Genomic DNA, 19,865 nt, shown 5'->3' with positions numbered 1-19,865 from the left:
GCCTCCCCTATCCCAGCAATGCCGCGACGGAGCGGAACCAGCCGACCAGCGGTGCCGGAATCCACAGCCCGGCCGTCAGCACCAGCGCCAGATGGGCATAGAGCGGCACCAACGTACCGTGCAGCGGCGCCGGCTCCGCCACCGGTGCACCGAAGCAGAGCTGCTGCACCCGCAGCACCAGTGCGCCGAAGGCGACCAGGATGCCGACGACCAATGCCGCCGCCAGCGCCGGCTGTTCCGTCACACTGCTGGTGACGAGCAGGAACTCGCTCATGAAGACGCCGAAGGGCGGCAGCCCGGCGATGGCGACCACGCCGGCCAGCAGCCCCCAGCCCAGCGCCGGATGGCTGACCGTCAGGCCGCGGATCCCCGCCAGCGACTGGGTACCGGTCACTTGGACAGCATGGCCGACGGCGAAGAAGATCGCCGACTTGGTCAGGCTGTGCATCGCCATGTGCAGCAGGCCGGCGAAATTCGCCATCGGTCCACCCAGCCCGAAGGCGATGGTGACGATGCCCATATGCTCGATTGAACTGTAGGCGAAGAAACGCTTCACGTCGCGCCGCCGGTACAGCATCGGCCCGGCCAGCAGCAGCGACGCCAGCCCCATGGTGACCATCAGGGGGCCCGGCGCCATCGCCGCCCCGTTGGCGGCCAGCAGCATCTTGAAGCGCAGCACGGCATAGAGCGCCACGTTCAGCAGCAGCCCCGACAGCACGGCGGAGATCGGCGTCGGCCCCTCCGCATGGGCGTCGGGCAACCAAGCATGCAGCGGCGCGAGCCCGACCTTGGTGCCGTAGCCGATCAGCAGGAAGACGAAGGCGAGGTTCAGCAGATTCGGGTCGATGCGCGTTGCTGTCTCCTGCAGGGCCGTCCAGGTCATCGCCGGCAGCCCCGGTCCCATCACCGGCTGGGCCGCCATATAGATCAGGATGGTCCCGAACAGAGCCAGCGCAATGCCGACACCGCAGAGGATGAAGTATTTCCACGCCGCCTCGATGCTGGCGGCGGTGCGGTACAGGCTGACCATCAGCACGGTGGTCAGCGTCGCCGCCTCCACTGCCACCCACAGCACGCCCAGGTTGTTGGCGGACAGCGCCAGCAGCATGGTGAACAGGAAGGCCTGGAACATGGCGTGGTAGAAGCGCAGCTTCTGCGGGGTCAGCAGGCCGCGCCGCACTTCATGTCCGATATAGCCGGCGGAAAAGACCGCGGTGGTCAGCCCGACGAAGGCGGTGAGCGCGATCAGCGCGACGTTGAAGGCGTCCAGCACCAGATGGGCGGTGGCAGCCGGCGGCGCGCCGAACAATGCCAGCGCGGCCAGCAGGGTCAGGGCGCTGGCGCCGGCATTCAGCTTCGCCGCCAGTCGCCAGTCCGGCACCAGGGCGAGCGCCACCGCGGAAAGGAGCGGGATCAGCAGGACGGCGGGAAGGAAGGGCGTCACTCGCCGGCCTCCCCCCGGAAGCTCTCGATCCGGCGCATGTCGAGCGTCTCGAACCGTTCGCGGATCTGGAACAGGAAGATGCCGAAGATGATGAAGGCGACCATGACCGAGAAGGCGATCGACATCTCCACCACAAGCGGCATGCCGGCGACGCCGACTGCGGCCAGGATCAGGCCGTTCTCGATCGACATGAAGCCGACCACCTGGCTGACCGCGTTGCGGCGCGAAATCATCATCAACAGGCCCAGCAGCACCACGGACAGCGACAGCGCCAGATCCTCGCGGGTCAGGGCGGTCGCCCCCTCCGTCACCGGCAGGACCAGCAGGATCGACAGCGTGACCAGTGACACGCCGGCAAGCAGGGTCAGCCCGATGCCGAGCGCCGGCTCGACTGTGCGCTGGATGTTCAGGCGTTGGATGATCCGGTGCAGAGCCACCGGGATGGCGACTGCTTTCAAGGCCAGGGTCAGCAGCGCGGTGATGTAGAGATGCGGCTCGTCATGGGCATAGGCTTGCCATGCGGCGGCAGCGGCAAGGGCCAGGGCCTGGACGGTGAAGACATGCAGCAGGGCGAACAGCCGGCGCTGGTAGAGCAGCGCGAAGCTCGTCATCAGCACCAGCGTGCCGAACAGATGGGAGGCGTCATAGGCGATGTCGTTCATGCTCATCCCCGCTCATACGCCGCGCGACACATAGAGGAAGATGGCGCCCAGCAGGCTGAGCAGGAGCGCCCCGCCCAGGAACTCCCCTACGCGGAAGACGCGCATCTTGGCGACCGACGTCTCGAACAACGCCAGCCCGGCCCCGGCCGTTGCCAGCTTGGCCAGGAAGCTCAGCAGGCCGGTCAGGACGGTGCCTCGGTCGCCGGTCGCGAGCCCCCAGGGCACGAAGATGCAGGCGATCAGCGCGACGTAGAGCAGCAGCTTCAGCATCGCCGCCGCCTCCACCAGCGCCAGATGGCGGCCGGAATATTCCAGCACCATCGCCTCGTGAACCATGGTCAGTTCCAGATGGGTCGAGGGGTTGTCGATGGGGATGCGCGCGTTCTCGGCGATGGCCACCATCACCAGCGCGATCAGCGCCATGGCCAGCGACACCCGCAGTCCGACGCTGCCGGAGGTCATGAAGGCGGCGATCTCCGCCAGCGAGGTGCTGCGGACCAGCACCGCGACCGAGAAGACCATCATCAGCATCGCCGGCTCGGCCAGCGCCGCGATCATCATCTCGCGCGAGGAACCGATGCCGCCGAAGCTGGTACCGATGTCCATGCCGGCCAGCGCCAGGAAGAAGCGTGCGGTGCCCAGCAGCGCGATCAGCGCGATCAGGTCCGCCGCCGGGGCAAGAGCCAGGCGGGTGGTGAAGACCGGCACCAGTCCGGCCGCCAGCCAGATTGCGGTGAACATGGCATAGGGCGTCGCCCGGAACAGCCAGGAGGCGTTGTGCGCCAGCACCACCTCCTTGCGCAGCAACCGCAGCAGGTCGCGGTAGGGTTGGATCGGCGACGGCCCCCGCCGACCGAGCAGGCGCGCCTTCACCAGCCGCACCCAGCCGGTCAGCAGTGGGGCGAGTGTCAGCACCAGCAGCATGTGGATGATCTGGTAGAGGATGGACGCGATCATGACCGCACCACCGCGACCAGGATCAGCACCACCACCAGCGCCGCGAACATCAGCGTCAGGTAGCGGCGGATGGTCAGGAACTGCAAATGATTGGAGCGGTCGGCCAGCCAGTTCACCGCGCGGCCGACCGGGGTGAACAGCAGCGGCCATGCCGGGTCGCGCCAACTCACGCTCAGCCGGGCCGGGCGGGTGTCGCCGGGTTCCGGCATCGACACGCTGTCCCGGGCGGCAAGCAGCGTTGTGCCGAAGGCGCGGCGGATCGGCTGGCCGAAGCTGCCGGCGCTGTATTGCGACAGCGCCGCCGGGTCCGGCTCCTCATGGCCGCAGCCCCAGGCGTCCGACCAGCGCACCCGGTCGGACGCCCGGCGGTGGATGACCAGCACCAGCAGGGCCGACAGCGCCGCGATGGCCACCAACAGAACCATGCCGTTGTAGGAGTTGCCGACGGCCGAGGTCGGGGCCAGCCAGAACCAGGGCTGATAGGCGCGGTCGTCGAAGGGGCCGGCCTCGACCATGGCGCGCACGGCCGGGCCGAACAAGCGGATCAGCGGGGTCGGCAGCACGCCGATGGCGATGCACAGCACCGCCGGCACCAGCATCGCCAGATGCATCGCCGTCCCGACCTCCCGCGCGCCCGCGGCCTCGACCGAGCGCGGGCGCCCGAGAAAGGCGATCCCATAGAAGCGGACGAAGCAGGCGGCCGCCAGCGCTGCTGCGAGAGCTACCGCGGCACCGACGACGGCGATGCCGATCTTCAGCGACCATTCCGGCAGGGCCGGGGCGTTCAGGATCGCCTGGAACAGCATCCATTCGCCGACGAAGCCGTTCAGCGGCGGCAGGGCGGAGATCGCGGCGGCGCCGACCAGCGCTAGCACCGCGGTCGCCGGCATCCTGTGGATCAAGCCGCCGAGCCGGTTCAGGTCCCGCGTGCCGGTCGCGGTCAACACCGAGCCGGCGACGAAGAACAGCAGGCTCTTGAACAGGGAATGATTCACGACATGCAGCAGGGCGGCGCTCATCGCCAATGCCGCGATGACCGGGGTGCTACTGGCCTTGAACACCAGCGCCAGCCCGAGCGCGATGACGATCACCCCGATGTTCTCGATGGTGGAGCAGGCGAGCAGCCGTTTCAGGTCATCCTGCATCAGGGCGATCATCACCCCCATCACCGCCGTCACCGTGCCCGCTGCCATCAGCACCCCACCCCACCACCATGAGGGCGGTCCGAGCAGGTCGAAGGTGACGCGGACGATGGCGTAGACCGCGACCTTGGTCATCACCCCCGACATCAGGGCCGAGACATGGCTGGGCGCCGCGGGGTGGGCCAACGGCAGCCAGACATGCAGCGGGAATAGGCCGGCCTTCGACCCGGCCCCCAGCAGGACCAGCAGAAGCGCCGCCACCACCGCGCCGCTGCCGGGCGCGTGGGCACGGATGGCGGCGAAGCTCATGTCACCCGGTCCGCCGGCCAACAGCCCGAAAGCTAGCATCAGACAGACCGTGCCGACGCTGGCCATGATCAGGTAGAGCCGAGCGGCCTCGGGCGTTTCGGCCTCGCGGTGGGTCGACAGCACCAGCAGCCAGGATGCCAGCGACATGAACTCCCATGACACCAAAAAGGTGAAGGCGTCGTCCGCCAGCAGGACCAAGCTCATGCCTGCCAGGAACAACGGGAAGAAAGGCAGGACCGGGCCGCCCTGCGGATGGGGGGCGTCCTGCTGGCCGCTGCCATGATGCGCCCGCTCGTAGCCCCAGCCGAAAAGGCTCGCGGTCAGTCCGCCGCCGTTCACCACCAGGAGGAAGAAGACCGACAGCGCATCGGCGCGCAGATGGGATCCGCTCCAGGGCAGACCGATCGGCAGGGTCAGTGCGGCCGGCACCACGGCGCCTGTCGCCAGGGTTGTCACCGCCCACAGGACGGTCAGTCCGCAGGCGGCCGCAGTCACGCCATAGACGACGTCGGTTGCCCAATGTCGGTTGCGGGCGGCAACCGCCAGGAGCGCTGCCGAGAAAAGCAGCAATATGGAGGAGAGGGGAATTGCCAAGCGTCTAGGCCGAATGGGTTAAACCCGACGCATTGTAAGGATGTTGCCCCCAGCTTTGGCAAGAGGAAAAACTCTAACTCTCTTATGGATTTCAGCCGCGGCGACCTGCCCAAAGAAAAGGCGGCCGTGCGGTTTTGCCGCAGGCCGCCTTGAGTTGGTTCGGGAGGAAACGCAACCAAGTTGCAAGCAGAGGTATAGGGCCGATATGGTTAACGGGTGGTGAATGGCGGAAAGAAAACGATCCCTACCACTATTTTGCGAATTTCTACCGCAAAGGCTCCGCTCAAGCTCTCCGTGCCCGGACCATCACCCCGGCCTCTGCCCAATGCCGGGGTGGCGTTGCCCTGCCCCGCGCGCTATGAGAGATGCCCTTTCTTGTCGTCACCAGTCCGCAGGATCCCTGCCTCATGCTGTCCATCAGCCAGCGCATCGCCGACGAACTGTCGGTCCGCGAGTCCCAGGTCGCTTCCGCCATCGCCATGCTCGACGAGGGGTCGACCGTTCCCTTCATCGCGCGCTACCGCAAGGAGGCGACCGGCGGCCTGGACGACACCCAGCTCCGCACCCTCGATGAGCGGCTGGGCTACCTGCGCGAGTTGGAGGACCGGCGCGCCAGCATCCTGTCGACCATTCAGGAGCAGGGCAAGCTGGCGCCCGAGCTGGAGCGTCAGATCAAGCAGGCCGACACCAAGACCCGGCTGGAGGACCTGTATCTCCCCTACAAGCAGAAGCGCCGCACCAAGGCCCAGATCGCCCGCGAAGCCGGGCTGGAGCAGCTGGCAGACGCGCTGCTGGCCGATCCGATGAAACGGCCGGACGCGGAGGCTGAGGCCTTCGTCGATGCGGAGAAGGGAGTGGCCGATGTCAAGGCGGCGCTGGATGGCGCCCGCCACATCCTGGTCGAGCGGTTCGGCGAGGATGCCGAGCTGGTAGGCCGCCTGCGCACCGCCATGGCCGACAAGGGCATCGTCACCTCCAAGGTCATCGAGGAGAAGAAGGCGGAGGGTGCCAAATTCTCCGATTACTTCGACTTCTCGGAAAGCTGGGCCAAGCTGCCGTCGCACCGCGCGCTGGCGCTGTTCCGCGGCCGGGCGCAGGGCGTTCTGGACATCGGCCTCGACCTGCCGCTGGAAGAGGGGCGGCCGCATCCGGCGGAGGGCACCATCGCCGTCCATACCGGCATCCGCGACCAGGGCCGTCCGGCCGACAAGTGGCTGTCCGACGTGGTGCGCTGGACCTGGAAGCTGAAGATCGGCCCGCACATCGAGACCGACCTGATGGGAGCCCTGCGCGAGCGGGCGGAGGACGAGGCGATTCGTGTCTTCGCCCGCAACCTGCATGACCTGCTGCTGGCCGCACCGGCCGGCCAGCGCGCCACCATCGGGCTCGATCCTGGCATCCGCACCGGCGTGAAGGTCGCCGTCGTGGACTCGACCGGCAAGCTGGTGGAGACGACGACGATCTATCCGCATCCGCCGCGCAACGACTGGGACGGCTCCATCGCGGTGCTGGCGGCGCTGGCCCACCGCCATAAGGCCGAACTGATCTCCATCGGCAACGGCACTGCGTCACGCGAGACCGACAAGCTGGCCGCTGACCTGATGAAGCGTCATCCGGAGCTGTCACTGACCAAGCTGGTGGTGAGTGAGGCCGGCGCCTCGGTTTATTCGGCGTCGGAAACCGCCGCGCACGAGTTCCCCGGCCTGGACGTCAGCCTGCGCGGCGCGGTGTCCGTTGCCCGCCGCCTCCAGGATCCGCTGGCGGAGTTGGTGAAGATCGAGCCGAAATCGATCGGCGTCGGCCAGTACCAGCACGACCTCGCCGGCGGCAAGCTGGCCCGCTCGCTGGATGCCGTGGTCGAGGATTGTGTGAACGCCGTTGGTGTCGATCTCAACACCGCATCGATCCCGCTGCTGACCCGTGTGTCAGGGCTGAACGAAACCATCGCCCGCAACATCGTCGAGCACCGCGACCGCAACGGCGCCTTCCGCTCGCGCAGGCAACTGCTCGACGTGGCGCGGCTGGGGCCGAAAACCTTCGAGCAGGCCGCCGGCTTCCTGCGCATCCGCGACGGCGAGAATCCGCTCGACGGCTCCGCCGTGCATCCGGAGGCCTATCCGGTGGTGCAGCGCATCGTGAAGACCACCGGCCGCGACCTCGGCAGCGTCATCGGCGACGCCCGCTTCCTGCGCGGACTGGATGCCGGAGAGTTCACCGACGAGCGGTTCGGCGTGCCGACGGTCGAGGACATCATCAAGGAGTTGGAAAAGCCGGGCCGTGATCCCCGTCCGGAATTCAAGACGGCCACATTCAAGGAAGGCGTGGAGGAGCTGAAGCACCTCCAGCCCGACATGATGCTGGAAGGCGTGGTGACCAACGTCACCGCCTTCGGTGCCTTTGTCGACATCGGAGTCCATCAGGACGGGCTGGTGCATATTTCCCAGCTTGCCAACAGCTTCGTGAAGGACCCTCACACAGTGGTGAAGGCCGGCGATGTGGTGAAGGTGAAGGTGCTGGAGGTCGACATCCCGCGCAAGCGCATCGCGCTCACGATGCGGATGGGCGAGGAGGCGCCGCGTCCGGCAGCACGGCGGGACGAACGCCGGGACGAACGGGTGCCGGTACGTCCGCAACAAGGGGCGCCACATGGGGCGCCACAGGTTGAGCGGCGCGCGGCCGCTCCGGCTGCAAAGCCTGTACCGAAACCGGCGAAGGCGCCCGAGCCGGTCAACAGTGCTTTTGCCGAAGCATTCGCACGGGCGCAGGCTGGAAAGAAGAAGTAGAATCGGCCACGCCGATGGCTCAGGGCGGGGGCACCGCGTCGGCGACCAGACGTGCCCCCAAGACCCCGATGGCGGCTGCGGCGGCTCGGTCGATCCAGTGCTTCGAGCGCAGGTAAGCGCCACGCGGACTGCCGGCGGAGAAAGCTGCGGCGACAATGGCGTACCAGCCGGCTTCTATCAGGAAGATTGCCGGCGGCAGGCTGGCGAACAGCCAGAACGGTGGATCGGCAGGCATCAGCGCAGCAAAGATGCTGCCGTAGACCAATGCCGTTTTGGGATTGCGGAGTTGGGTCAGCAGACCGAACAGCAGTGGTCGGGCGATGCTGCCGGCCGGGGCGGTCCGGCTGTCCCCATCCACCACGAGAGCCTCCGAGGCGCCGCGCCAGATGCGGAACGCCAGATAAAGCAGATAGGCGCCGCCGGCCAGCTTCAGCGCGGCATAGAGCCACCCGACATGCGACAGCAGCGTGTGCAATCCCAGAAGCGCCAGCGAAGCGAAGCAGACGCCGCCAATCCCCATGCCAAGCGCGGTCGCCAGCCCGGCCCTGCGGGATACGGCGATCGATGTGCGGGCGACCAGCACGAAACTCGGCCCCGGACTGGCGGCACCGACCGCTATCGCGGCAACGATGCTGACGAAGGCAAGGATCGGATCCAATGGCCAGCCATCCCCTCTCGGTCGAATGAGATGGATGGTACCGCAACCGTGTCCCGGAGCACAAAGCCGGGACTCCGAGTGCAGGGTAAAAAATCCACTCGTCCACGGGGGGAACGAGGGGAGAGGGCCGATGGTCGGGCCGTTACGGGGATGTCATTCGGCTGCCATCAGCACCTGAGCCTCTTCCCGCACGGGTCCGGCGGGCACATTGGCCGCGACGTAGCGGTCGAGCGCTTCGAGGCATTCGGCGAGGGTTCCGGAACTGACCGCCCGGCAATCCTCGAAGGCGTGCGGGTCGGGCCGGAACCAATGGGTGATGTAGCATTCCTCGCGCCCGTCCAGACTGAGGGTGAGGGCGAAGCGGCCCTCACGTCCGATGCGGGCTTGAGCGGCGCGCAGACGCGCCTGGACCTCTTCTATCGTCATGGGGTGGGTTCCTTCCATTCATCCGGCGGCATTCCATCGGACTTCGCCCGTCACGCCCCGAGAATCGGCAGCGTGGGTCAGGCGGCATGGGCGAATGGGCCGTCATGTGCGTCGCGTGCGTCGTTGTCTCGATCAGAGTCTTCCAACCGCCGGGCCCAGTCGATGTCACGTGCCAGCGACTCGACCAGGACGCGGGCCGCCCCTGCTGTATCCGCAGGGGCGCCGGGCCGCAGCAGACCTGACAACCGCATCGCGAGCGTTTCCGCTTCGGCCTCGACCCAGCGGGCATAGCGGCGACGGCGCTGGTCGCGATTCCAGTACCAGCGCGGCAACTGGGTGTTGGCACGCTCGAATTCGCCTTCCCAGGCGCTCATTCGGAACAGCCCGCTGGGCGATTGGCCGACGGAGGGCTGATTGGTCGAGTGCGGATTTATCGGCATCGGATTTATCTGGGCCATGTCAAGTGTCAGGCGGCTTCCCGCCCCTCCTCGTCCTCGCGCTTCAGGATCTCGGCCTTCTTCTGGGCGAACAGGCCGGTGATGCGGTGCTGTGCGGCACGATCGACGCTGCCGATCTCGCGCAGGCGGGTGCCGACGCCGGACCGCCAGACCTCTTCCAGGTCGTCCAAGTCCAGGCAGGCGCCAAGACGGCGCTTCACTTCCGATTCGAAGGCTTCGACGGCGGCGGGTTGCAGGTCCGGGTTGGATTTGGCGGCGTAGAAGGCCTCCGATTCCTCGCGGTACTTGCTGTCGTCGAACTGACCCATATAGACGTCGGCAGCCAGACCGATCTGCAGCAGGCATTTGCCGACCGCATCGGTCATCGACATCTTGAAGCACTCGTCGTCCGGCATCTCCATCCCGTTGCGGCGCCGGACCATCTCGGTCCCGCCCCATTGCGGGCCGGTAAAGCATTTTTTCTCGGTCTCCGGATCGATGTACCAGACGCGGGCACAGATGAAGATCATCCGTTCCGCGATGGTCCAATCCACCTGTTCATACCCCCAGCCCTTGCCGATCGGACCGAACACCTCGGTCATCATCTGGAAGCGCCAGGTCGGATCGATCTGCGTCCCGCGGAAACCGCCTGCCCGGGTGAAGGGCTTGGTCGCCTTCGGATCGGTGCGTTTCAGGCGGTTCCATAGGAACATCGTGTCGATGCGCTGCGGCTCGGCCGACTTCGAGTCCGCCGACTTGGATCCCTGCGAATCGCGGCTGTCGTCATCGGACTTGCCTTCCGTCGGTGATGTGGCCTGGGTGACAGGCTGCGAGGTTTCAGTCACACTGGACCCGGCGGTTTCGGCATCGGCAACGAGGGCATCGGTCTTGCTCATGCGTCCCATGACTTGAGTCCTTCATGTTCAAACGTTTCGGCTCACCCCTCACCCCTCACCCCAGCCGGCGGTCAGCACTGTCTCCAGGCTGGGGGCCACCATGCTCGGGTCAGCGGACGGCGCTTCGGGTGAATGGGGCCACGATTGCGCGTCAGCGAGCGTCCGGCGCGGCGGTGCGCCGTAGTGCAGGCTGAGCCGGCCCTCGCGGTCGCGCGCCAGATACAGTCCGCCGGGGCCACCGCCCGGCCGGTCGAGTTCGACGAAGGCGATGCGGGCATCGCCGGGCATCAGCGCTTTCAGTGCCGCCTCATCCTCCCTCACCTCCAGGGCGGCGGCACGGTTGGCGGCCAGTCGGCCGGCCAGCGCACGGAAGCGGTTGTGCCGCCCCATGTCGAAGACGCGGCCCGTCTCATAGGACGGTGCATCCATCGGCAGCGGATCCGACGGCTCGACATCATTGACGACGTGCCACCAGAAGGCTTCCAGCGTCTCCACCAGCCGCTCGACATCGTCCGGGCGGCGGTCCACCGTCACCAGAGCGTGGCCGGTCGGGCGCAGGATCGACAGCAGGCCGCGGTCCAGCCCGACGACTTCCAACTGGTGCTGGAATTGCCAGTGGTAGCGGCGGGCAAGGTCGGCGTCGGTCTGGAAGCCGCTGTTGAACTTCGCCTCCACGATGGTATCGAGTTCGCCATCCGGACTGCTGCCGGTCAGGAAATCCGGATGGGCAACCATCCAGTCATGTTCCGCATGGCGGTAGGTATCAGGTGCCGCGACGCAGGGGCGGCCAGTGGCATGGGCGACGAAGCGCGGGTGCAGATGCTCTGTCGCGATGCCGATCTGAACAGCGGCGACGAGGTCGAGAATCTCCGCTTCGGCGCGGCCGGTCTTCTCGCGCCACAGCGACAGCCAGTCGCCCGCCATCACGCGCGTGGCATCCGACGATCCGATCCGCTTCGCCCGCAATTCCCGCTGTGCCTGAGTGATCGCCATTGCTGTCCCGACATCCCGATTTCGTGCCGCTGTGGGCCACCTTGCCGGCCGGAAAGCGCAACTTTAGCTGCGATTTTGCAGCATATTTTCGAGCGCTACCGAACAGATCATGCATATAGGATGCGAACATGCAGTTTACAAGAACAAAACATGAACCTTTGGCTTGGCCATAGTGACCGTTAAAGTCCTAGATAGATACTATATTTGGTATATTCTAAGATCGATTCATACAAACGAAAACGAGTGGAGTAGAAACGTCCATTTTTGCGAGTCGACTTGCAAGATCTCATGTCGCGCGACTCGACATATCCAATTGCTTTACATGCGCAGAGTCCGGACGACATGAACGGCGACTCCGGCCACGTGGGCACGGTCGATTGCGGTCGGGTGACGGTCCGGATCGGTTGACACCGGCATCAGGTGCGGGGGGAAGAACCGGTAGCCGCAGATCGTCCCCTCGCCCACTGACACCACGACATCGCCGGCCTGTGGTGTCAGCACGTCCAGCGGTTCCAGCACCACGCAGTCGCGGGGCAGCACTCCGGCGGCATCCAGGCTCTTGGACAAGATGCGCAGCGCGAAGGCGCGGCGGGAGGTCCGACCGTCCATGGCGACCGATGCCGAACCGTCCTTCAGCGTGCCTGTCAGGAAGGCTTCCCCTGCCTTGCGGCCGAGATCGAGGAAGACATGCGCCTGCGCCAGTGTCAGTACGGGCACGCGCGAGACCGGTGCATAGGCATGATCGTCGAGGAAGCGTGGCTCCGAGCCGGCGACTCGGGCCAACCGGGCCAGCGTATCGGCGCTGGGCACGCTGCCCGCCACAGGGTCGCGTAGGAAGCGAGTCAGGTTGGTGGCGGTGACGCCTGCCAGCCGGGCCCAGCCGCCGGCGCTCCAATTCCGGGCCTCCATCACGCCGGTCAGCCAGCGCAGGATGGCGCGCCGCGTGTCGTCCATGGTTTTCCCCTCGCCTGCCTTGCAGCCGATTTCCACGGCTTCCGACTGCTGTCCTACACGGTGTCGAGGGGATGGGGGAAGGCGCGATAGACTCACCGCTCGTGCGATTCTGCAGTGCCGCCTTGGACTCGGCCGCATATGGCGCCATCTGTGCGTCGTCGGCACCATGACAGGAGGAAAGACCATGATCGTCACCAGCACCGATTCAGTGGAAGGCCGCCCGGTCGCCCAATATCTCGGCATCGTCGCCGGGGAGGCGATCATGGGCGTCAACGTCTTCCGTGACCTGTTCTCGTCCGTGCGCGACATCGTCGGCGGGCGGGCCGGCGGCTATCAGGCGGCCCTGCGCGAGGCGAGGGAGGCCGCCTTCGCCGACATGCAGGATGCTGCGCGTTCGCTCGGCGCCGACGCCATCGTCGGGGTGGATGTCGATTACGAGGTGCTGGGCAAGGAGAACGGCATGCTGATGGTGTCGGTCAACGGCACCGCCGTGCGGCTCCGTTAACGGCCGGTCCTGACCGTAAGCGTCACCGAAGGCGGCTGGACAGATGCGGCCGTGCGGGTAGACTGCGCGCCCGGATAGAGTGTCTAACGAACAATTCGGGAGGGGTTGCCTATGCGTGGGGTTGTCCGCGGTTCCACTTGGTCCGGCCGCCTGGGCGGGCTCGTCATGGCCGCCTGCCTGTTCGGCGCCCTGCCGGCGCTGGCCCTGGACGGCATCGTCGAAAAGAAAATCTTCGAGATGCCGTCCTACACCACCACCGGCGGCGGGACGATCAAGAATGTCCGCATCGGCTGGGAAAGCTATGGCAAGCTGAACGAGGCCAAGGACAACGCCATCCTCATCACCCATTTCTTCAGCGGAAACAGCCATGCTGCCGGAAAATACAAGGCGGAGGATGCCGCGCCCGGCTATTGGGACAGCATCATCGGTCCGGGAAAGCCGCTGGATACCGACAGATACTTCATCCTCAGCTCCGATACGCTGGTGAACCTTTCGCCGAAGGATCCCAACGTCGTCACCACCGGACCGGCCAGCATCAATCCGGACACCGGCAAGCCCTACGGCATGAGCTTCCCCATCGTCACGATCCAGGACTTCGTCGCTGTCCAGAAGGCGCTGGTCGACAGCCTGGGCATCAAGACGCTGCAGGCGGTGATGGGCGGTTCGATGGGCTCGCTCCAGGCCTTCGAATGGGGAGCGGACCATCCGGGCATGGTCAAGCGGGTCATCGCCGCCATCGGCGGGCCGGAAGCCGACCCCTTCCTGATAGGGTGGCTGAACCTGTGGGGCGCTCCGATCAAGCTCGATCCCAACTGGAACAACGGCGACTATTACGGCAAGGCGGAGCCGAAGGCCGGCCTGACCGAGGCGCTGAAGCTGGTCACCCTGCACGCCCGCCACTGGAAATGGGCTGATGCCGCCTTCGGCCGCAAATGGGCGGAGGAGGGCAAGGATCCGCGTGCGGCGATGGGCAACCAATATGCCATCGAAGCCTGGCTGGAAAAGGCCGCCGCCGGCCGTGCCGCGGTCAGCGACGCCAACCACTTCCTCTATCTGGTCAAGGCCAACCAGACCTTCGTCACCGGCAACGGTACCTCGCTGGAGGATGGGCTGGCGAAGATCAAAGCCCCTGTTCTGCTCATCCCGTCTGCTGACGATCTGGTCTTCCCGCCCGACCGCAACATGCGGCCGCTGAAGGACCGGCTGGAGAAGCAGGGCAACTCCGTGGAATATACCGAGTCGATCACCTCGACCCTCGGGCATCTGGACGGTGTCGCCAACATCGCCAAGGCCGGCGAGACGATCGCGCAGTTCCTGGCGAAGTGATTGGCCGGGCGAGATGATTGGCAGGGTGGGAGTGACTGGGCACAGGCGCCGCTCCGGGAGTCCCGTTACTCCCCTCCCCCGCCTCCACGGAAATTGAGCAGGCTGGGAGCCTTGTCGATGATCTCCTCCAGGATCAACGACGCGGTTTCCAGGTCGCGGTCCAACTCCGGCCCAAGCTTGCCGACATAGGTCGGGCGCTTCAGCTTTTCCGCCGCATCATGCAGGCTGCGCAACTCCGCCACGAAGATCTCCCGGGCGCCCATCGGCAGGATCGGGTTGGCCGACAGGACGAAGAAGAAGCGCATGCTGGCGCGCACCAACAGGGCCAGCATCACGGTGTCGAGCTTTTCGAACTGGTCGCGCAGATCGTCGGAACGGGCGTCGATCAGATTGCGCAGCCGTTGTTCGATCAGGATGACCAGCGCCTGGAATTCGCCCACCTTGTCGCGGAAGTCGCGATAGGCACCGAAGCTGTGCTTGCTCGCCTCATGCTCCGCCAATTGCGCGAGCTTGGAAGCTTCGCGGCACTGGCGCTCCAGCGCGCCCAGCAGTTCCTTGACCTCGGCTCGGGTGTATTGACGCTTGCTCATCGGGATCGCGGTGGGTTTCTGACGGTCGGTCGATGAGGCAAGCTATAGCACAACCCGCGGGCGGCAACCTATGCCGCTCGTGAAGCTCAATGGTCGGCCTTTACCGGGCCACCCGGACGCCGGACCAGCGGCATGAACAGCAGGGCACCGAAGAAGACCGCCGACATCATCAGCATGGCGTCGTTGAAGGTCAGGATCAGCGCCTCGCGCTGGACCAGCCCGACCAGCCGCGACATCGCCGCAGCGGTCGGGTCCGCCACCAGCCCGTCGAACCGCTGGGTGAGGGAATCGACCATCTGCTGCACCTCGGGCCGGGCGAGGTTCATGTTGTCGCCAAGTCGGTTCATGTGCAGCGCGTCGCGGTTGGTCAGCACCGTGTTGATTGCCGCCAGCCCGATGGCACCGCCCAGGTTGCGCATCAGGTTGTAGAGGCCCGACGCGTTCTTCAACTTGTCCGGTGGCAGGGTGCCGAGTGCGACGCTGTTGATTGGGATGAAGCACAGCATCAGCGACAGGCCACGGATGGCCTGCGGCAGGAACAGTTCCCAGAAGCCGGTCTCCGCGGTGAAATGGCTGTTCAGCCAGACGCCGGTCCCGAACAGGATCAATCCTAGCGCCAGCATGGCGCGCAGGTCCATGCGTTTCGACAGCGCGCCGGCGATGGGGGCCGACATGAACTGGAAGGCACCGGTCACGAACATGATCTCGCCGATCTGCAGGCTGTTGAAGCCGCGGACCCGGGCCAGGAATAGCGGCTGCAGATAGACCGACCCGTAGAGACCGATGCCGAGGATGAAGCTGTAGAGAGACCCGATGGCAAAGTTGCGGTCGGCAAAGGCGCGCAGTTCCACGATTGGATTGCGATAGGACAGAACCCGCCAGAAGAAGCCGATTCCGCCGATCGCCGCCACCACGGCCAGCGCGAGGATCGCCTCGTCGTCGAACCAGTCGTTGCGCGGCCCCTCCTCCACCACATATTCCAGGCTGCCCAGGAAGGTCGCCATCAACAGCAGGCCGAGGAAATCGAAGCCCTTGCGCAGTTCCGGGTTCGGGCGGTCGACATCGACCAGGAACCAGACCAGCGAGGTCACCAGGATGCCGGGGATCACGTTGGCCAGGAACAGCCAGTGCCAGGACATGTGCTGAGTCAGGTAGCCGCCCAGGGTCGGTCCGATGGTCGGCGCCATGGTGGCGACCAGCCCCATCATCACCGACACGCCCGCCCGCTTTTCCGGCGGGAAGATCATGAAACTGGTGGCGAACACCGTCGGGATCATCGCGCCGCCGATGAAGCCCTGCAGCGCACGCCAGACGATCATCGACTCGATGCTGCTGGCGAAGGCGCAGGCGATGCTGGTCAGGGTGAAGCCGGCCGCTGCCACGGTGAACAGCACGCGGGTCGACATGATGCGCGAGAGGATGCCGGACAGCGGGATCATCACGACCTCCGCGATCAGGTAGGAGGTCTGCACCCACGAGATTTCATCGGCGCTGGCCGCAAGGCCGGCCTGGATTTCCGACAGCGAGCTCGAGACGATCTGGATGTCCAGGATCGCCATGAACATGCCGACGACCATCGCGAAGAAGCCGGCGATGTCGCGCGGGGAGAGCGGGCGCATGCCCTGGGCCGGTGTCGCCATGGAACCGATGCCTTCTGTCGCGGCCGGTCACCCCTTGAGGTGCCGGCCTTCTTGGCGATGACGCGTGTGTCGGTTGGTTTGTGGCGGGGGCGCCGCCCCCGAAGGGGGGAAGTGGGGCGGCGCCCCCGCCGGACCGTGGCCGCGTTACTTGGCGGCCACCGCCTGCTTGTCGCTCAGCGCGCCGAACACGCCGCCGACAGCTACATGCGGCTGGGCATCGGCGCCGCGGGTGTCGACCTCGGCCTCCACCGACAGGCCGGGGCGCAGCAGGCCGGCCAGCGCGTTGTCGCGCGGCAGGGCGATGCGGACGGGGATTCGCTGGACGATCTTGGTGAAGTTGCCGGTCGCGTTCTCCGGCGGTAGCAGCGAGAATTTGGAGCCGGACGCCGGGGCGAAGCTCTCCACCGTGCCGACCAGCCTGCGGTCGGGGAAGGCATCGACGGAGATGCTGACATGCTGGCCGGGCCGCATGCGCGCCAGCTGGGTTTCCTTGAAGTTGGCGACGACATAGACGTCGGGCAGAGGCACCAGCGACAGCAACTGCACGCCGGGCCGGGCATACTGGCCGACCTGGACGCCGCGGTTGCCGACCACGCCGTCGACCGGCGCGCGCAGCACCGTGTTGTCCAAATCGTTGCGTGCCGTCTGCAGCGTGGCCTGGGCCTGGGCCAGATGGGCTTCCGTCTCGGTTCGGGTGGCGTTCAGGACGTTGACCTGCTCATTCTCGGTGGCCAGTGCGGCGCGCGACTTGGCGACCTGGGCGACTGCTTTGCGCAGGTCGGCGTCCGCGGTCTCCAGCTTCTGCCGGCTGGTCCAGCTGTCGTTGGCCAGCGAACGGCTGCGGTCAAATTCCTGCTGGGCGCGGCGCTGCTCGGCCTCGGCGCTCGCCAGCGTGGCGGCGGCCTGGTCGATCACGGTGCGCTGCAATTCCAACTTGGTGGCGAGCGTCGCCAGCGCTGCCTTCTGGGCTACGACCGCAGCCTCCTCCTCCGCCACCTTGGCGCGGAAGTCCTGGTCGTCCAGCACCGCCAGCACGTCTCCGGCCCGCACCAGCTGGTTCTCCGCGACCTTCACGTCGCGCACATAGGCGGAGACCTTCGGGCTGACGACGGTGATGTCGCTCTGCACATATGCATTGTCGGTTGATTCCAGGAACCGGCCTTCCGTCCACCACCGTTCGCCGGCGACGGCACCGCCCGCCAGCACGGCAAGAGCAACGCCCGACAGAACGATCTTCCGCACGCCATTCGCCATCGTCTCTATCCCCGATCCGGCGCGGTCCAGCCTGAAGTCCCGCCGACACGCTCTTGCCGGCGTCGTCAGGGGAAAGAACTGAACCGTTCAGTTTAGTCTTGCCGGAAAATGGCGGACGGCCTATCTGTTGTCAAGACCGAACTGAACGGTTTAGTTTTCATAAAACACATGCCTGGGGGGTTGTCCGGCGATGCGGAAAGCGGTAGGGGCCAAGGATATGGACTCAGGCGAGGCGCGCATGACCACTCTGGTTGCCCCCACTCCCGAAGCAGGATCGAAGCCGGCCCAGATCATGGAGGCGGCGGGAGCCTTGTTCCTGGAGCATGGCTACAGCGCCGTCAGCATGGATGCGGTCGCCAAGAGGGCGAATGTTTCCAAGGCGACGCTGTACGCCCACTTCGGCAGCAAGGAAGAACTGTTCCGGGCGATGGTCGCCTGCGAATGCGCGAACTCGGTCCTGACGAATGTCTGGGATGAGGCGATGGAACTGCCGGTGACGGACGGGTTGCGGTTGATTGGCCGGACTTTCGTCCGTTTCATCGCATCGCCGAAGGCTCTGGGACTGTATCGCATGGTGTTGGGCGAGGTCCTGCGCCAGCCCGAACTGGCCCAGGCCTTCTATGACAGCGGTCCGGCGGAGACCTTTCTCCGCGGTCGCCAGTTCATGGCCGAGGCGGCGCGCAAAGGCGAATTGGCGATCACGGACACCGATCTCGCTACCCACCAGTATTTTGGCCTGTTGAAGGCCAACATGCACATGAAGCTGCTGCTGTGCCTGAGCGAGCGGCCGGGTGATGCCGAACTGGAGCGCTTCGTCGATGCCGCGGTGGACCTGTTCGTGAAGGGCTATGCACCGGACAGGCCCTGACAGCCAACGGTTAAGGGTAATAACAATCGACTGATAACATTAAAGAATTGACACTCAGAGTTCGCTTGGCACGACTTGTCAGAGACCAAGGCTTCCTATAGCGTGCCGAAGACATACTGGCGTAATCGATCGCGATGGCTCTGCGCATGAACATCGACACGACCTTCATCGCGCAGATCATCACCGTCATCGGCTTTGCCGTCGGTCTCTCCATCGCCGTGGCCTCGGGCCGGTATCCCCGCCATATCCGCGACTCGCTGCGTGCCTACGCCTATGGCAAGTTCCTGTTGGGACTTGCCTTCCTGATCGTCGGGATGCGCGCCGACAATGCGCCGGAGCTGTTGGTTCCGCTCGCCAACGGGGTTGGCATTGCCGGCCTCACCCTGAACTACACCAGTGTCCGACTTCTGCAGGAGCGACCGGTCTGGCGCCAGTGGCCACTTGCGGCCGGCAGCGGGGTCGCTCTGGGCTGCCTGCTGCTCATGCTGGCCGGCAGCGACCTGTCGGGGGTGCGCATGTTGGCCAGCTTGGCTGCGGCCGTCGTGCTGCTGGCCATCGCCTTCGAGATTCTCGTCCGTTACGAGGATCGCGGTGTTCCCCATTATGTCACCGGCATCATGTCGATCGGTCTCGCCGGGATCTATCTGGTCCGTATGGGCGCGGGAATGGTCCAAGGTGAGGCACCGGTCGGACAGCTCGTCGACGACCGTATCGAACGGGCGGTCTTCGTCCTGTCCTTCTTGGGAACCATCATCGGTGCCATCAACTATGTCCTGATGGCCAGCGACGAGTTCAATCGTGAGTTGACCAAGCTGGCCCATACCGACGGGCTGACCAGTGTCCTGAATCGCCGCCGTCTGTTCGAACTGGGTGAGATTGAATTCCGCCGCGCCCGCCGTTACGGCCGCGACCTGACCGTCCTGATCCTGGACATCGACCGTTTCAAGTCGATCAACGACCGCGCCGGCCACCCCTTCGGCGACCGGGTGATCCTGGCGGTCGCCGGCTGCTGCGTCGGGCAGGTCCGGCAGGATGATATCATCGGCCGGATCGGTGGAGAGGAGTTCGCGCTGCTGCTGCCGGAAACCGGGGCGGAGGACGGGTTGCTGCTGGCCGAGCGGCTGCGCGGCGCCATCGAACGCCAGTTGGGCCCGCTGGGCGCGGAGCGCGCCGTGACGGTGACCTGCAGCATCGGCGGCGTCGCCATGACCGCCGAACACAGCGAATTCTCGGACCTGATCGCCCAATCCGACGATGCGCTCTATTGCGCCAAGAATGCCGGGCGGAATCAGGTCTGCTTCTTCCGGCCTGCGGAAGAGCCGAGCGCGGCACCGGTCACGGCCTGAACAGGAGCGGACGAACCCCTGGGCCGGGTAACAAAAAGTGACCGACAAAAGGGCCGGCTTTACCCGTAGGGCCGCTTGCCG

18 protein-coding genes are annotated in these 19,865 nt (G+C 65.9%); 5 read left to right on the top strand and 13 right to left on the bottom strand.

What is annotated here, in order from left to right:
- Nucleotides 1-7: 7 nt before the first annotated feature.
- The 4 genes from AL072_RS19990 to hyfB are packed head-to-tail and all read right to left on the bottom strand — an operon-like array spanning nt 8 to nt 5,108.
- Entirely contained in the window at nt 8-1,444 is a 1,437-nt protein-coding gene (locus AL072_RS19990) for a hydrogenase 4 subunit F (protein WP_045584555.1), read from the bottom strand.
- On the bottom strand, nt 1,441-2,112 hold the full coding sequence (locus AL072_RS19985) for a hydrogenase-4 component E (RefSeq protein WP_342669616.1): 672 nt from the start codon (nt 2,110-2,112) through the stop codon (nt 1,441-1,443). The genes AL072_RS19990 and AL072_RS19985 overlap by 4 nt, the downstream gene beginning before the upstream one ends.
- Nucleotides 2,113-2,118: 6 nt before the next feature.
- Entirely contained in the window at nt 2,119-3,063 is a 945-nt protein-coding gene (locus AL072_RS19980; protein WP_200909896.1) for a respiratory chain complex I subunit 1 family protein, read from the bottom strand.
- Nucleotides 3,060-5,108 (bottom strand): hydrogenase 4 subunit B, encoded by a 2,049-nt coding sequence (gene hyfB, locus AL072_RS19975; protein ID WP_045584553.1) that lies wholly within the window; start codon nt 5,106-5,108, stop codon nt 3,060-3,062. Before hyfB ends, AL072_RS19980 begins: the two co-directional genes overlap by 4 nt.
- Before the next feature lie 407 nt (nt 5,109-5,515).
- Here hyfB and AL072_RS19970 point away from each other — a divergent pair, with 407 nt between their 5' ends.
- Nucleotides 5,516-7,891, top strand: a complete 2,376-nt coding sequence (locus AL072_RS19970; protein WP_045584552.1) for a Tex family protein — start codon at nt 5,516-5,518, stop codon at nt 7,889-7,891.
- A gap of 19 nt (nt 7,892-7,910) precedes the next feature.
- On the opposite strand, the gene AL072_RS19965 is transcribed toward AL072_RS19970, so the two are convergent.
- From AL072_RS19965 to AL072_RS19940, 6 genes are all read right to left on the bottom strand, one after another.
- Nucleotides 7,911-8,549, bottom strand: a complete 639-nt coding sequence (locus AL072_RS19965) for a LysE family translocator (RefSeq protein WP_045584551.1) — start codon at nt 8,547-8,549, stop codon at nt 7,911-7,913.
- A 153-nt stretch (nt 8,550-8,702) separates the two neighbouring features.
- A complete protein-coding gene (locus tag AL072_RS19960) occupies nt 8,703-8,975 on the bottom strand; it encodes a hypothetical protein (RefSeq protein ID WP_045584550.1) in 273 nt (90 codons plus the stop codon).
- 77 nt (nt 8,976-9,052) lie between these two features.
- Nucleotides 9,053-9,433: a hypothetical protein gene (locus AL072_RS19955; protein WP_245636938.1), complete on the bottom strand. Its 381-nt coding sequence runs from the start codon at nt 9,431-9,433 to the stop codon at nt 9,053-9,055.
- Nucleotides 9,434-9,441: 8 nt separating this feature from the next.
- A complete protein-coding gene (locus AL072_RS19950) occupies nt 9,442-10,308 on the bottom strand; it encodes a hypothetical protein (RefSeq protein WP_052710305.1) in 867 nt (288 codons plus the stop codon).
- Nucleotides 10,309-10,356: 48 nt separating this feature from the next.
- Nucleotides 10,357-11,301, bottom strand: a complete 945-nt coding sequence (locus AL072_RS19945; RefSeq protein WP_082109219.1) for a YqaJ viral recombinase family protein — start codon at nt 11,299-11,301, stop codon at nt 10,357-10,359.
- 318 nt (nt 11,302-11,619) lie between these two features.
- Nucleotides 11,620-12,255: a helix-turn-helix domain-containing protein gene (locus AL072_RS19940; RefSeq protein ID WP_045584549.1), complete on the bottom strand. Its 636-nt coding sequence runs from the start codon at nt 12,253-12,255 to the stop codon at nt 11,620-11,622.
- A gap of 184 nt (nt 12,256-12,439) precedes the next feature.
- Here AL072_RS19940 and AL072_RS19935 point away from each other — a divergent pair, with 184 nt between their 5' ends.
- Entirely contained in the window at nt 12,440-12,760 is a 321-nt protein-coding gene (locus AL072_RS19935) for a heavy metal-binding domain-containing protein (RefSeq protein ID WP_014188340.1), read from the top strand.
- 111 nt (nt 12,761-12,871) lie between these two features.
- Nucleotides 12,872-14,086 carry an E22 family MetX-like putative esterase gene (locus tag AL072_RS19930; protein ID WP_045584548.1) on the top strand — a complete coding sequence of 405 codons (1,215 nt, stop codon included), beginning with the start codon at nt 12,872-12,874 and terminating at the stop codon, nt 14,084-14,086.
- Between the two features lie 65 nt (nt 14,087-14,151).
- On the opposite strand, the gene AL072_RS19925 is transcribed toward AL072_RS19930, so the two are convergent.
- From AL072_RS19925 to AL072_RS19915, 3 genes are all read right to left on the bottom strand, one after another.
- Complete coding sequence (locus AL072_RS19925) at nt 14,152-14,676, bottom strand: hypothetical protein (RefSeq protein WP_045584547.1); 525 nt, start codon at nt 14,674-14,676, stop codon at nt 14,152-14,154.
- Between the two features lie 86 nt (nt 14,677-14,762).
- Nucleotides 14,763-16,316, bottom strand: coding sequence for a DHA2 family efflux MFS transporter permease subunit (locus AL072_RS19920; RefSeq protein ID WP_045584546.1), 1,554 nt, complete (start codon nt 16,314-16,316; stop codon nt 14,763-14,765).
- A gap of 144 nt (nt 16,317-16,460) precedes the next feature.
- The gene (locus AL072_RS19915) at nt 16,461-17,570 is read right to left on the bottom strand and encodes an HlyD family secretion protein (RefSeq protein ID WP_045584545.1); all 1,110 of its coding nucleotides are present in this window, start codon (nt 17,568-17,570) and stop codon (nt 16,461-16,463) included.
- A gap of 238 nt (nt 17,571-17,808) precedes the next feature.
- Between AL072_RS19915 and AL072_RS19910 the strand changes: the two genes are divergently transcribed.
- Together AL072_RS19910 and AL072_RS19905 are read left to right on the top strand one after the other, a co-directional pair.
- Nucleotides 17,809-18,438 (top strand): TetR/AcrR family transcriptional regulator, encoded by a 630-nt coding sequence (locus tag AL072_RS19910; protein WP_245636937.1) that lies wholly within the window; start codon nt 17,809-17,811, stop codon nt 18,436-18,438.
- Between the two features lie 146 nt (nt 18,439-18,584).
- Nucleotides 18,585-19,784, top strand: a complete 1,200-nt coding sequence (locus tag AL072_RS19905; RefSeq protein WP_045584724.1) for a GGDEF domain-containing protein — start codon at nt 18,585-18,587, stop codon at nt 19,782-19,784.
- Nucleotides 19,785-19,865 lie beyond the last annotated feature (81 nt).

Source organism: Azospirillum thiophilum (assembly GCF_001305595.1).
Classification (GTDB): domain Bacteria; phylum Pseudomonadota; class Alphaproteobacteria; order Azospirillales; family Azospirillaceae; genus Azospirillum; species Azospirillum thiophilum.
The sequence above is the reverse complement of the archived record's forward strand: the minus strand, read 5'-3'. Positions and strand labels throughout refer to the sequence as shown.